8 protein-coding genes and 1 tRNA gene are annotated in these 13940 nt (G+C 69.4%); 8 read left to right on the plus strand and 1 reads right to left on the minus strand.

All coding sequences use genetic code 11. The features are described 5' to 3' along the window. The first annotated feature begins 57 nt into the window (after window positions 1-57). A complete protein-coding gene (locus tag AB0M36_RS27515) occupies window positions 58-3057 on the plus strand; it encodes an Hsp70 family protein (RefSeq protein WP_364162755.1) in 3000 nt (999 codons plus the stop codon). 43 nt (window positions 3058-3100) lie between these two features. Here AB0M36_RS27515 and ugpC read toward each other — a convergent pair whose 3' ends face one another. Next, window positions 3101-4189, minus strand: coding sequence for a sn-glycerol-3-phosphate ABC transporter ATP-binding protein UgpC (ugpC, locus tag AB0M36_RS27520; protein WP_364162757.1), 1089 nt, complete (start codon window positions 4187-4189; stop codon window positions 3101-3103). A 181-nt stretch (window positions 4190-4370) separates the two neighbouring features. Between ugpC and AB0M36_RS27525 the strand changes: the two genes are divergently transcribed. The 7 genes from AB0M36_RS27525 (at window position 4371) to AB0M36_RS27555 (ending at window position 13830) form a co-directional block, all read left to right on the plus strand. Further along, window positions 4371-4444: transfer RNA gene (locus AB0M36_RS27525), tRNA-Thr, on the plus strand. A 458-nt stretch (window positions 4445-4902) separates the two neighbouring features. Next, complete coding sequence (locus AB0M36_RS27530) at window positions 4903-5913, plus strand: glycosyltransferase family 2 protein (protein WP_364162760.1); 1011 nt, start codon at window positions 4903-4905, stop codon at window positions 5911-5913. Beyond that, on the plus strand, window positions 5910-8249 hold the full coding sequence (locus AB0M36_RS27535) for a hypothetical protein (protein ID WP_364162763.1): 2340 nt from the start codon (window positions 5910-5912) through the stop codon (window positions 8247-8249). The genes AB0M36_RS27530 and AB0M36_RS27535 overlap by 4 nt, the downstream gene beginning before the upstream one ends. A gap of 179 nt (window positions 8250-8428) precedes the next feature. After that, window positions 8429-9448 (plus strand): calcium-binding protein, encoded by a 1020-nt coding sequence (locus AB0M36_RS27540; RefSeq protein ID WP_364162766.1) that lies wholly within the window; start codon window positions 8429-8431, stop codon window positions 9446-9448. Window positions 9449-9623: 175 nt separating this feature from the next. Beyond that, window positions 9624-11216: an ABC transporter ATP-binding protein gene (locus AB0M36_RS27545; RefSeq protein WP_364163152.1), complete on the plus strand. Its 1593-nt coding sequence runs from the start codon at window positions 9624-9626 to the stop codon at window positions 11214-11216. After that, complete coding sequence (locus AB0M36_RS27550; protein ID WP_364162769.1) at window positions 11213-12958, plus strand: ABC transporter ATP-binding protein; 1746 nt, start codon at window positions 11213-11215, stop codon at window positions 12956-12958. Before AB0M36_RS27545 ends, AB0M36_RS27550 begins: the two co-directional genes overlap by 4 nt. 230 nt (window positions 12959-13188) lie before the next feature. Beyond that, on the plus strand, window positions 13189-13830 hold the full coding sequence (locus AB0M36_RS27555; protein ID WP_364162772.1) for a hypothetical protein: 642 nt from the start codon (window positions 13189-13191) through the stop codon (window positions 13828-13830). Window positions 13831-13940: the final 110 nt, after the last annotated feature.

Genomic DNA, 13940 nt, shown 5'->3' on the forward strand with positions numbered 1-13940 from the left:
GACGGGTCCGCCCTGTAACGTGGCGGGCCGAGTCGGCCGTCGGTGGAAGGGCAGCACATGCTCGGTGTTGACCTGGGCACGTCCCACACGGTCGCCATGCTGCGCTGGCCCGATGGGCGGGTGCGGCCGCTGCTCTTCGACGGCCAGCCGCTTCTGCCCTCCGCTGTCTACCGCGACACCACCGGACGCCTGCACGTGGGCCACGACGCGGTGCGGCTCGGATATGCGGAACCGGCCCGGCTCGAGCCCAACCCGAAACGGCACGTCGACGCGGAAAGCGTCCTGCTCGGCGGCGCCGAGGTGCCCGTGTCCGATCTGCTCGCGGCCCTGCTCGAGGCGATCGCGCGGGAGGCGGTGGCCGCCGCCGGGTTCCTGCCGCCGGCGGTGGTGACCTATCCCGCGGCCTGGGGCACGGCCCGCCGCGAGGTGCTGACCCGCGCACTCGCGCGGGCCGGCTGGCCGCCGGAGACCCCACTCGTCCCGGAGCCGGTCGCGGCCGCCCGCTACTTCGCCGAGGTGCTGCGACGCCCGGTGCCGGTCGGTGCGGCCCTGGCCGTCTTCGACTTCGGCGGCGGCACGCTGGACATCGCCGTGGTGCGTCACATCGCCGCGCCGGACGGCCGGAGCCGGTTCGAGGTGGTCGCCTCCGGCGGGCTGGACGACCTCGGCGGCCTGGACATCGACGCGGCCCTGGTCGACCACCTCGGCATGGACCTGGCGACGACCGAGCCCGACGCCTGGGAGGCCCTGCGCGAGCCGGCCACCCTGGCCCAGTGGCGGGCCCGGCGCCACTTCTGGGACGACGTACGCGGAGCGAAGGAGATGCTCTCGCGGGCGGTGCAGGCTCCGGTAGCGGTCCCGGGCCTGGAGCATGCCGTCCACCTCACCCGCGACGAGCTGGAGCTGGTGACGGCTCCGCTGGTGCGCCGCGGCGTGGCCGAGGCCGGCGTGGTGATCAAGGCCGCGGGTCTGAGCCCGGCGGACCTGGCGGGTCTGTTCCTGGTCGGCGGGTCGTCGCGGGTGCCGTTGGTGGCGCGGTTGCTGCACAGTGAGCTCGGTGTCGCGCCGACGGTGCTGGAGCAGCCCGAGCTTCCCGTGGCCGAGGGGGCGATGCTGGCCGGGGGCGAGCCGGGGACCGAGACCGCGCCCGAGGCGCTGCGGGCGGCTCCGGTCGAGCCGATGCCGGACACAGTGGTGCAGGCCGGGCCGGCGCATGACGCGGTGCACACCGAGGTTGCCGGTTTCTCGGCTTCCGCTGGGCCGCCCGCCGACTCCGACGCCGGCCCGCCCGGCCTTGACTCCGAGCCCGGCGCCGGTCCGTCCGAGCCCGGCCCTGGCTCCGACGCGGGCCCTTCCGACTCCGACTCCGGCTCCGGCTCCGGCTCCGGCCCGCGCGCGTCTGTCGCCGTCTCGTCCGATGCCGGCCGCCCGCCGGCCGCTGCGGCCGGTTTGTCGCCGGGTGGGGCGTCGCCGGGCGGGTCGGCGGCGGCTGGGTCGTTTGGTGCGGGGGAGCCGAGTTACGCCGAGCCCGTCGACCCTTGGGCCATCGGAGAGGCGGCAGCGCTCGCCGCCGGCCACGGTGGTTCCTTCGCGCTGTCGACGACGGGTGTGCCTACCCCTGCTGCCCCTACTCCCGTCCCGCCGCCCGGCGAACCGTGGCTTGCGTCGGCTCAGCCGCCGCCGGAACCGGTGCTTCCGCCGTACCGGAGAAAAGGTCTTTGGATTGTCGCGGCCGCGACCGTCGTCGTGCTGGGGGTGGCCGCGACCGTCGTCGCGCTGTTCTGGCCGGGCTATTCCGCGCTGGATTACCAGCCGCTCAGCGAGCCGCGGCGGGTCAAGCCGGCGGTGCCGGTGACCTCGGCTTTCTCCGCTGCCGCGCTGCGCGACGGGCGGGCCTACTTCGCGAGCGCCGGCGACAACGGGCAGCTCGGCGTCGTCGCGGCCGCGGCGGGCAGCGGCGAGACGCTGTGGAGCAGCACGGAAGCCGGAGCCGCCGACCGCTGGGAGTTCTTCTTCACGCTGCCGCGCGCCGTCGTCGCGATCAGCGCCACCGACTCCGAAACCCACGACCGGCGGATGGTCCTGCTCGAACCCGTCAATGGGCGCAAGATGTGGGAGCGCCGGATCTCGAGCGACGACAGCATGCTGTTCACCGGGGATACCGCGGTCCTGGTCGATCGGGCCGAAAGTCGGCTCGTCGGGCTCGAGGTCAGCGACCTGGGTCGGGTCGCCTGGGAACAAGACAATCCCAAGTCCGAGTACGGCCAGACGACCACCAAGGTCGTCACGGCCACCACCTCCGGTGACTTCGCCGGAGCGGCCACCACGGGCGGGGTGCCGTTCGCGGCGCCGATGGACGACGACGAGCGCCTCGTGCAGATCGGCGCCGACCGCTCGGCCCGGGTCTTCGACGCCAGCACCGGCGACCGGGTGGCCGGGCCGCGGCTCAGCGTGGCCGATCCGGGCGACGAGGTCATCGCCCACGACGGGCGGCTGATCGTGGCCGAGTCCGGCAGCACCCGCCGCATCGTCGTCTACGACCTCGGCAAGCTGGGCGAGCCCGAGGTTCCCTATACCGCGCCGGACAACAGCCGGCTGGAGCACCTCACCGCCTGCGGCGACGATCGGGTCTGTTTCGTGCAGAAGAACGGGTACGACTCCAAGGCCGCCCAGGTGGTGGCGATCGACGTGGCCAAGGGCGGCAAGCAGTGGTCCCGTCCCCTGCCGGAAACGAACGAACTGGTGCCCGTCGGCGACACGGTGCTCGCCGCCCAGAACACGTCACCCGGCCAGGTGAGTCTCCTCGGCGCCGACGGGAGCGTCGCGTGGACGCGTACCGGTGCGGCTGCCCGGCTCGACGGCGGCAACCTGCTGTTCTTCTCCAAGGCGCTCTCCACCTCGGCGGACGATCCGGCCCTGTCCGGAGAGCACGTCGGCGACGCCGCGGTGCCGCTCGGCTCGCTTGCCGGCGTACGGTCGGCGACCTGCGCGTGGGACCAGAAATACCTCGCGTGCGTCGCCGAGAAGGACTTCGTCCTCCATACGTTCGCGTCATGAAGAAGGGACGGCCCCTTTCGGGAACCGCCCCTTCTCAAGAAGCTCAGATCCGCTCGCCCGTCTTGGCGTTGAAAAGGTGCACGTGGTCGGCCTGCGGCTTGATGAAGACCGTCTCGCCCATGGTCGGCATCCCGCGCCGGTCGGTGCGGACCACGAAGCGCTCCGCGCCGCCGTCGAGGGCCGCGTGGCCGTAGACGTTGGCGTCCGAGCCCAGGTCCTCGACCAGGTCGACGACGATCGGCAGCCCGCCCTCGGTCGGCGAGACCAGGTCCGTGGCCTCGGGCCGGAAGCCGACGGTGATGTTGCCGCCGCCGCCGGACTGCGCGGAGGTGATCTGCTCACGGGTCAGCGGCACGGCCAGCGGGCCGAAGTTCGCGCCGGCCTCGACCAGCGGCACGGTCTTGATGTTCATGGCCGGAGAGCCGATGAAGCCGGCGACGAAGACGTTGCCGGGGGTGTCGTAGAGCGCACGCGGGGTGTCGCACTGCTGCAGCACGCCGTCGAGCATGACCGCCACCCGGTGGCCCATCGTCATGGCCTCGACCTGGTCGTGGGTCACGTAGACGGTGGTGATGCCGAGCTTCGACTGCAGCGTCGCGATCTGCGAACGGGTCTGGACGCGGAGCTTGGCGTCGAGGTTCGACAGCGGTTCGTCCATGAGGAACACCTGCGGCTCGCGGACGATGGCCCGGCCCATGGCGACCCGCTGCCGCTGACCACCGGAGAGCGCCTTCGGCTTACGCGACAGGTACTCCTCGAGCTGGAGCAGCTGGGCGGCCTCCTTGACCCGACGGTCGATCTCCGACTTCGGGGTCTTCCGCAGCTTCAGGGCGAACGCCATGTTCTCGTACACCGACATGTGCGGGTAGAGCGCGTAGTTCTGGAAGACCATCGCGATGTCGCGCGACTTCGGGGGGAGGTTGGTGACGTCCTTGCCCTCGATGAGGATCCGGCCGCGGTCGACGTCCTCGAGGCCGGCGAGCATGCGCAGGCTGGTCGACTTGCCGCAACCCGAGGGGCCGACCAGGACGAGGAACTCGCCGTCGCCGATCTCGAGGTTCAACTCGTTGACGGCGGGACGGTCGGACCCGGGGTAGATCCGGGAGGCTTTGTCATAGGTGACCGTAGCCATGGGGTATCGACTTCCTTTCCACCGGCAGGAACGTGCCGGACGATCCGAGTGGGAGGAACCGCAAGTGTGGCGTGCCACACACGCTTCGCCACCGTAAAGGTTTCTTCATGTTTTGCCAAGGACAGGGCGGGGGCTGGGCGTTTCCGCCGGCGCGGAGGGCAGCGGCTATGCTGGGGCGCACGCCCCTGTAGCTCAGTTGGCCAGAGCACCTGTCTTGTAAACAGGATGTCGTCGGTTCGATTCCGACCGGGGGCTCAGAGAAAGGCTCTGGCGGGTGCGGCCAACGGGCCAGGCCCCGTACGCATTCGCGATCCGCCGGTGGTAAGGCGTCGTCGGCGGCGGTCCGGATGCCCGTGACGGCGGGTCGGGCGTGGCGGCACCGCCCTACCAACAGTAACCATCCGGTAACTGCGTGACTGGTTTTGGCGGGCGGGTTATCACGGCTCCTCTTGACGCTCGAGCCTATCGTGTCGAGTTCGTGATGGTTCTCGGCATCGATGCTCCGATCGGCCGAACCGCGCCTGGAGGCTCACGCTGTGTGCGATCTCCAACACTTGCGGAGGCAGCTAACCAGGACCTAGGCGGGCGAGCTACTCTACGCCACTAGCGCTTGAACATCGAGGTTGCGCACTGCGTGTCACCGCAAGGCCGGATCGGCTGGCACTCTCGTCGTCCGCTCTGATTCATATATAAACACGAGGGGAGTCGAGCCCATGAGTGAGCCCGGCCTGACGCTGTCGGTCGTCATTCCGATGTACAACGAGGAGCAGGTTGTTCCGCTGCTGATCGAGCGGCTGCGGCCGGCCCTCGATGGTATCGGTGAGCCTTACGAGGTGGTCGCCGTCGATGACGGGAGCCACGACGCGACGTATGCAGTGCTACTCGGTGTACGCCGGACGTGGCCGCAGCTACGCATCGTCCGCCTGCGCCGGAACAGTGGGCATCAGGCGGCGCTGAATGCTGGCCTGATGTTGTCGCGGGGTGCCTATGTCGCCAGCATCGATGCAGACTTGCAAGACCCGCCGGAGAAGATCCCGGAGATGTTGGAGCTGGCCCGGGCGCAGGGTCTGGACATCGTGTATGGCGTCCGCAGTGACCGGGGCACCGATACCGCGTTCAAACGGCTGACCGCCGGATTCTACTACCGGCTGATGCGCCGGCTGGTAGGCCGGAACGTGCCGTCGCAGGGCGGTGATTTCCGGCTGTTGAGCCGCACCACGGTGGAGGCCTTGCGGGAGCTGCCGGAGCGGGCGCCGGTGTTGCGGCTGCTGGTGCCGTGGATCGGGTTCCCGAGCGGGCAGGTCAGTTATGTCCGTGAGGAGCGCGCGGCGGGCAGCACGAAGTACCCGTTGCGCAAGATGATCATCCTGGCAGTGGACAGCATCACGAACTTCTCCGCGGCGCCGCTACGTCTGGCTACCTGGCTCGGTATCTCCGGGATGGCGCTGTGCGCGGCGCTGGTGGTCAGCGGTCTGGTCGCGTACGCGCGTGGCTCGGTGGTGCCCGGTTGGTCGTCGCTCTTCCTGGCGGTGCTGTTCCTGGGCGCCATTCAGTTGCTGTGCCTTGGCCTGCTCGGTGAGTACATCGGACGGCTCTACACCGCGGTGCAGAACCGTCCGGCGTACTTCATCGCTTCGGATACCGAAGAGCAGGTGGCGGGTCCGCGGGTACCGGCTAGCCGTACCAGTGTCGAGAACTCCGTACAGGAGCGGATTGGCCTGTGACAAGCACCACTGAAAACGTCATCCTCGAGGCTCCCGACGTCGCCTTGGCGGCGGGTTTCACCCGGAGCCGGTTTCAGCGGTGGCTGCCGCTGCTGGTCGCCTATCTGGTCGGGGCGGGGCTGCTCGCGGCGTCCGGTACCTCGGTCCTGGACGTGCTGCGATACACCGCATACGCAATCTTCGCCGTGATCCTGCCCGGAACCCTGGTTTTTCGAGCGTTGCGCCGCCAGCCGCACACCCTCGCCGAGGATCTTGCTCTGGGCGCGGCGGTCGGCCTAACCCTGGAGTTGGCCGCCTGGGCGTTCTTCTCCGCGGTCGGTCTGCGTGACGCGGCGATCCTCTGGCCGCTACTGGTCGTCGTGCCGTTTGCGGCTGTGCCGCGGCTGCGCCGGCACTGGCGGGTCACCGGCTACACCCCGGTCGGACTGGTCTGGTCGTGGGCCCTGGCCGCGGTGGTGATGTTCTTCGCCGGGTATGTCTATGCCACGTTCTTCGTCGAGAACCCGATCCTGCCTGACAGCGAGAGCACCCGGCAGTACATCGACCTGGCCTACCAGTTGTCCCTCGCCGGTGAGGCGAAGCACAACTTCCCGCTGGACCTGCCGCAGGTCGCAGGCGAGCCGCTGCGTTACCACTGGTTCGCATTCGTGCACCTGGCGATGGGCAGCATGGTCGGCCACATCGACCTGCCGGTCCTGACCATGCGGCTGATGATCCCGGCGATGTTCGCGCTTACCGCGACGCTGACCGCGGTCGCCGGCTGGCGCCTTACCGGCCGTCGCTACGCCGGCCTGGTCGCGGCCGTGCTGTTCCTGGTGATCGGGTCGTTCAACTTCACCGACCCGATCAGCCTGATCTTCGGCACCCAGGTCGAGATGGTCGTCTGGCCGAGTCTGTCGATGACATACAGCTGGGCGCTGATCGCCGCGCTCATCGCTGTGGTCGGAGAGGTACTGCGCCGCCGATCCAGCGAGCCGACCGGCGGGGACACCGGGCACCGGCGGGACGGCGAGTCCGACGTCCCGCCGCTGGGCTGGGGCGCCTACCTGATCACCGGGCTGCTGGTGATCGCCGCCAGCGGGGCCAAGGCCAGTACTCTGCCGGTGCTGGTCGCCGGTCTCGCCTTCGCTGGCGCGCTGACGCTGCTGTTCACCCGGAAGATCTCGTGGCCGATCGTTGCGATGGGCGTGATCGCCGGCCTCGGGCAACTGTTCTCGATGGCGGTGCTGTTCCGCTTCCAGACATATGGTCTGGCCGTCGACCCACTGCACAACATCGAGACGTTCTGGAAGCAGCCCACGGGTGGGCGGCCCTTCGGCGAGCAGGCCCTGCTGATCGTCACTGTCTGGGTCGCTTTTCTGATCAACATGCAGCTACGCCTGGCCGGCATCGTCGCGCTCGCCTGGCGCCAGCGCTTCCGCCTCGACCAGGTGCAACTGTTCCTCCTCGGCAGCGCGGTCGCTGGCCCGGCACTGTTCTTCCTGTTCGACGACATGAACGCGGTGTGGTTCATGCGAACCGGACTGCCGTTCGGCGTCCTGCTGTCGGCGTGGGGCTGGCTTCTACTCTTCGACAAAGCCGCCCTCCCCCGGAGGGGCCGGGTCGTCCTCGGCGCAGGCACCGCGATCTTCGCCGTCGCCGTCGCCGTGGTCGCCCTGATCGTCTCCGAGCCGTCACCAGAGCCGCGGTACTCGTTCGACTCCATGCTGCCGGTCCTGGTTCCGGCCGGTGTGCTTGCCGGTTTCGCACTGGTCGCCGGCATCATCTGGCGGTTCTCCACCCGGTTCTCGCCCGGCTGGAAGGGCCGGGGCGGCTTGGTCCTACTGACCGGCATCCTGGTCGCCGGCTCTCCCGGCCTGCTGCTCGACGCAAAGCGCAACCTCAGCGACATGAACGGCGGCGGCTGGGGTAGTTGGCCGATGCCGGCATCCCGAGTGGAGGCGGCTCGCTGGATTCGCGACAACAGCGACCCGACCGACATCCTGGCCACCAACGTGCACTGCCGAACCCTGCATGCTGACGACAACAAGTGCCGGGGCGCACACGTCTTCTGGCTCAGCGCCTATGCCGAGCGCTCGGTCCTGGTCGAAGGCTGGCAGTTCGCTCCCCGGGTGGCTGGCCAACCGGCGCCGGCATTCTGGAATCCCAAACTGCTGAAACTGAACGACCTGGTCATGTCGGACCCCACCCCGGAGCGGATCTCCAAGATGCGGGACAGGTACCACGTCCGGTTCCTGGTCGTGGACCGGGTCATCAAACCCGAAGGTCCCGCGCTGGCGCAGCTGGCCGCACTCCGGTACAGCAACGACCGCATGGCGGTGTACGAAATCCGCTGACCAGCGGGAAGTGGCCCGGTCCTCGCCCGGGCTCGACGGCGGTGCGTTGGGCCGACTTGCTTGCTTCGATGCCGGACGTGAGTCGCGCCACCCTCGAAGGGACAGACAGGCGTGTGCCAAGATCAATAAGATCCTTTCTTCGCGCGTCTGACGGCGCGTCGCTCCGAGAAGGGATTCCTATGTCGACTCGTCGCATCCTGCTGTGCGGTCTGGTAACCACGGCCGCGGTCGTCAGCGCGGTTGCGGTGGCCCCCTCGGCGAGCGCCGCCTCCACGGTGGGGACCGCCAAGGTCGTCGGTACCGCGAAGGTCGAGTTCAAGGCCGGCTCGAAGGCCACCAACGGCGTGTCCATCAGCGGCTCCGGCACCACCATCGTGTTCGACGACAAGGTGGCGATCAAGCCCGGCAAGGGGTGTAAGCGGGTCGGCCGGGACAAGACCAAGGTGTCCTGCACGACGGCGAAGCCCGTCAACCGGATCACCGTCGTCCTGGGCGACAAGAACGACTGGGTGACCAACAAGACCGCCATCGCACTCCGCGGGTTCGGCGGCTCGGGCAACGACAAGCTGATCGGCGGCTCCGGAGCGGACCACCTGGACGGCGGTGCCGGCAACGACAAGCTGTACGGCAGGGGCGGCGCCGGCGACTTCCTCGAGGGCAAGTCCGGCAACGACAAGCTCGACGGCGGCGCCGGCAACTTCGACGAGGTGGCGGGCGGCGCCGGCAACGACGTCCTGAAGGGCGGGCCCGGCACCGGCGACCTCGCCAACTACACGGACCACTTCGACAATGTGCGTGCCGACCTCGACAAGAAGAAGGGCGACGACGGCGCCAAGGGTGAGAAGGACACCATCGCGGGCGACATCGAGGGCCTGGTCGGCGGTCTCGGCGACGACACGCTGACGGGCAACGGCAAGGCCAACCACATCCTCGGCTACTACGGCGACGACACCATCAAGGGCCTGGGCGGAGACGACAAGCTGTTCGGCGACAGCATGGACTCCGACCCGGCGTTCCACTTCGGCAAGGACCGCATCGACGGTGGGGCCGGCAAGGCGGACGCATGCGTGGTCGGTAAGAAGGGCACCCGTAAGAACTGCGAGAGGGCCGACTTCGTCGCCAACCGCCTCTCCGCCAACCGCGTCCCGGCCAGCCAGCCCGGCGAGATTCCCGCGGCACGGGTTCTCGCCCCCCGCTGACGCGCCCCTTCGGCCGACCCGGCCCGGCCGGTACCTTGTGCCGATGGCCGACCCAGCTGCCCCTCGGACAGTGCCCCGACCACGTGATCTGGGGTCGGCGGTGCGGTTCCTGTGGTGGCTGGTCCGGTCCCAGCTGGGCCGGGTCCTGGCCGGCGCCACGTTCGGCACCCTCTGGATGGTCGGCCTCGCGGTCCCGCCCTACCTGATCGCGCGAGCCATCGACGACGGATTGACGCACGGCGACTCGACCGCGCTCGTCCTGTGGGTGGCGGCCCTGCTCGGCATGGCCGTCGTCAATGCCGTCATGGGCACCGCCCGGCACCGCGCTATGACCCGCATACGCATGGCCGCGTCGTTCCAGATGGTCCGGGCGATCCTGAAGCAGGAGACCAGGCTCGGGGCCGCGCTGGCCCGCCGGGTGTCATCCGGCGAGGTCGTCGCGGTCGGTGTGGCTGATGTTCAGACGATCGCTCAATCGCTGACCGTTACCGGGCCGGGCATCGGCGCGGTCGTGGCGTACATCGTGGTCGCGTTCCTGCTCTTGTCGATCTCGTGGGTGCTGGCCCTGGTGATCCTGGCCGGCGTGCCGCTGTTGGCGTTCGCGGTCGGGCCGCTGCTGCGCCCGCTGGAGCGCCTCAGCTCCGGCTATCGCGAGCAGCAGGGCGCGCTGACCGGCGGTCTCGTCGACATGATGACCGGCCTGCGGGTCCTTAGTGGCCTCGGCGGCAAGGAGGCGTTCCTCGACCGGTACCGCCGCGGTTCGAACGCGCTGCGCGAGAAGGGGTACGAGGTCGGCGGGGTGACGAGCTGGATCGGTGCCCTCGCCTTCGGTCTGCCGGCGATCTTCCTCGCCGTCGTGACCTGGCTGTCGGTGCGGATGGCGGCTACCCACACGATCACCACCGGTGATCTCGTCGCGGTCACCGGCTACGTCGCCATGCTGGTCGTGCCGGTCGCGTCCTTCATCGAGGGCGGTACGGACATCGCGCGCGCTCTGGTCAGCGCCCGGCGCGTGATCGGCTTCCTCAACCTCCCCGTGGATCACGTCGACGGCGATGACGTGGTCGGTGCTCCCGCCGCCCCGGCCGTTCTCCGCGACCCGGTCTCCGGCGTCGAGGTCCACGAGGGTCGGTTCACCGCGCTGGCCGGGGCGAGGCCGGCCGACGGGGCGGAGATCGTGGATCGGCTCGGCCGGTTCGCTCAATCCGAGGCGACCTGGGGCGACGTCCGCCTCAACCAGGTCGGGCTGACCGCCGTCCGGGACGCAATCCTGGTCGCCGACAACGACGCCGACATCTTCTCCGGCAGCCTGCGTGAGGTCGTCGCCGGGCGGCACCCGGGATCGGATGATCAGATCCGCGAGGCGCTGACGGTCGCGGTCGCGAACGACGTCGTCGACGCCCTGCCGGACGGGCTCGACTCCGTGGTCATGTCGAACGGTCGGAACCTGTCCGGTGGCCAACGCCAGCGCCTGCGCCTGGCCCGGGCCGTCCACGCGGCGCCGCGCGTACTGCTCGCGTGCGAGCCGACCTCCGCCGTCGACGTACACACCGAAGCCGCGATGGCGACCCGCCTCCGGGCGGCGCGAGCCGGCCTGACCACCGTGGTCACCACCACGTCGCCGCTGGTCCTGTGCCAGGCCGACGTCGTCGTCTATCTCGTCGACGGCCGCTCCGCAGCCGTCGGATCGCACCAATTCCTGCTGGACACGGAACCCGGCTACCGGGCGCTCGTCGCCCGCGGCGCTGTCACGGAGTGGGCGCGATGATCGAGTCGCTGCCGGTCGCACAGCCGGCCGAGGTCCGCCGGGCGATGCGCCGCGAGCTCGACGCCGACCGGTCCGGCTTCGCTGTCGTCGTGGTGCTCAACCTGCTGGCCGCGATCGCCGGCCTGGTCACACCCTGGCTCCTGGGCCGGATCGTCGACATCATCCAGCACTCGACCCTCCGGTCGGCGGTGGCCCGCGTCGACTGGCTCGCGCTGGTGATCCTGGTCGTCACCGTGACCCAACTGCTGCTCTCACGGTACGCAAGGTACGCGTCAGCCCGGCTCGGCGAACGGACCGCGGCCCGGATCCGCGAGCGGTTCGTGGAGCGTTCGCTGGCATTGCCGGCGGCGGTGGTCGAGCGCGTGCCCTCCGGTGACTTCATCGCCCGCGGCACGACCGATGTCGGCATGGTCGCCTCGACTCTGCGCAACGCCGTACCCGACGTGGTCATCTCCGTGGCCCAGGTTCTCATGATCATCGTCGTTCTCGTCGTCATCAATCCGTGGCTCGGCCTCTGCGGCCTGGCGTGTTTCGTGGTGATCGCCGTCGTGCTGCGGTGGTACCTGCGCCGCGCCCGCAGCGGCTACCTGACCGAAGGCGCGGCGGGTTCGGCGATCGCCGAGGTTGTCTCGACGACCGCGGCCGGAGCCCGGACGGTCGAGGCGCTGCGCTTCGAGGAGCTGCGGATCGCCGCGAGCGAATCGGCGATCTCCGAGTCGCGCCGGGCCCGCCTGTACACCCTGTGGCTGCGCAGCGTGCTGCTGCCGAGCGTCGACATCGCATACAGCCTGCCGGTGGTGGGCGCGCTCCTGCTCGGGGCGGTGCTGCTGCACAACGGTGAGATCAGCGTCGGCGTCGTGGTCGCGTCCACGTTCTACCTGCGCCAGCTGGTCGCGCCGCTGGAGACGATCATGCTCTGGGTCGAGCAGCTCCAGTCCAGCGGTGCGTCGTACGCGCGGGTCGAGGGCCTGGCCACCATCCCGCGCGACGAGCCTCGGACGGACGTCGAGCCGTCCGGTGACCGGATCGAGATCGTCGACGCGCGGTTCTCCTACGGACACGGACGCGATGTCGTCCGCGGCGTCACCCTCGACGTCCGGCCGGGCGAGCGGCTCGCCATCGTCGGCCCGTCCGGCGCCGGCAAGACGACGCTCGGCCGGCTGATCGCCGGGATCGACCGGCCGCACACCGGTCGGATCACCGTGGGCGGGGTTGACGTGGCCGACCTGGTGCCGGATCGACTCCGGCGCCAGGTCGCGCTGGTCACCCAGGAACACCACGTCTTCCAGGGCACCCTCCGACAGAACCTCACCCTGGCCCGACCCGACGCGACCGACGAGCAGCTGTCGTCCGCTCTGGCCGCGGTTGACGCATCCTGGTGGCGGGACCTGCCCGACGATCTCGACACCCTCCTCGGCTCGGGCGGTGCGAAGCTGACCGGATCCCAGGCCCAGCAGCTCGCGCTGGCCCGGGTCGTCCTCGCGGACCCGCACACGCTCATCCTCGACGAGGCCACCGCCCTGCTCGACCCGTCGACGGCCCGCAACGCGGAACGGGCGCTGGTCGCGGTCCTCGCCGGCCGTACGGTCATCGCCATCGCGCACCGCCTGCAGACCGCGCAGGACGCCGACCGGGTCGCGGTCATGGAGGACGGCCGCGTCATCGAACTCGGTTCCCACGAAGATCTGGTGGCCGCCGGCGGCGTCTATGCCGCGCTCTGGCGCTCCTGGCACGCCGACTGAGCCCGCCTCTCCACGCCTCGTCGCCATCTCACGGGGCTCTTCGAAGCTAGGCGGGGTTGGGGCCTCGGGGCACCGTATTCGCTTTGACCTGCCGAGAACAATGGCAGCATGCAGAAGATTCCTGTTCCGCCGCGATCCGGACGACCTGAAGCAGGCGCTGTCCGAGGTCAGCCCGGCTCGCCAGCGGGTGCTCGGCGGCAAGGGCGAGCCGTCCCGGAAGGGGGCCGGGCGTGACCGTGCTGGCCGGTCGTGAGGACGCAGTTGTCAAGGCGTACGTCGACGGCAAGTCTGCACGCAGGTTGGCTCATGAGTTCGGAGTGGGCGACCAGACCATCCGCCGGCTTCTCGAAGCACGTGGTGTTACTCGCAGGAGAGGACAACCAGCGGGTTGCCGAACGGAACCGGCGGAGGCCCCGCCCACGGACGCAAGCGTCTCAGCGCTCTCGCTGACCGAGCTGGCCTACATTGCCGGTCTGATCGACGGCGAAGGCTGCCTCCTGATCTATAGGAAACGCGACCCTCGAGGAGGGCTTCACTTTCGATGCATTTTGCGTGTCTCCAACACCTCGCAGCGGGTGATTGAGTGGCTCCAGCTACGACTTGGCGGTGGAGCGCAGGCTGGCCAACCGCCTCAGCCAAACCATCTGCGGGTATTTCATTGGCGCTGCGAAGGGCCGCGGATGGCGGCCCTACTCGTTGCCGTTCGTCCCTTCCTTGTCATCAAGCCAGAGCTTGCTGATCTGCTACTCGCCATGCAGCGAACGCTGACGTACAGCGCTAGCGGGCTTCGGCTACCACCGGATGTGGCCGCTGAACGTGAACTCATTTTTGCCCAGTACCAGGTTGAACGCCGAGAGATGAAGGGCCGATGAAGAAGATTCCGACTGTCTTTGTTCGAAACAAGGCCGACCGCCGGTTTGTGACGAGGCAGGTAACGCCAGGCTGTGAATGGGTCTTTAGCGACCCACATGTAATCGCGACC

This window comes from Actinoplanes sp. NPDC051346 (assembly GCF_040682215.1).
GTDB lineage: Bacteria > Actinomycetota > Actinomycetes > Mycobacteriales > Micromonosporaceae > Actinoplanes.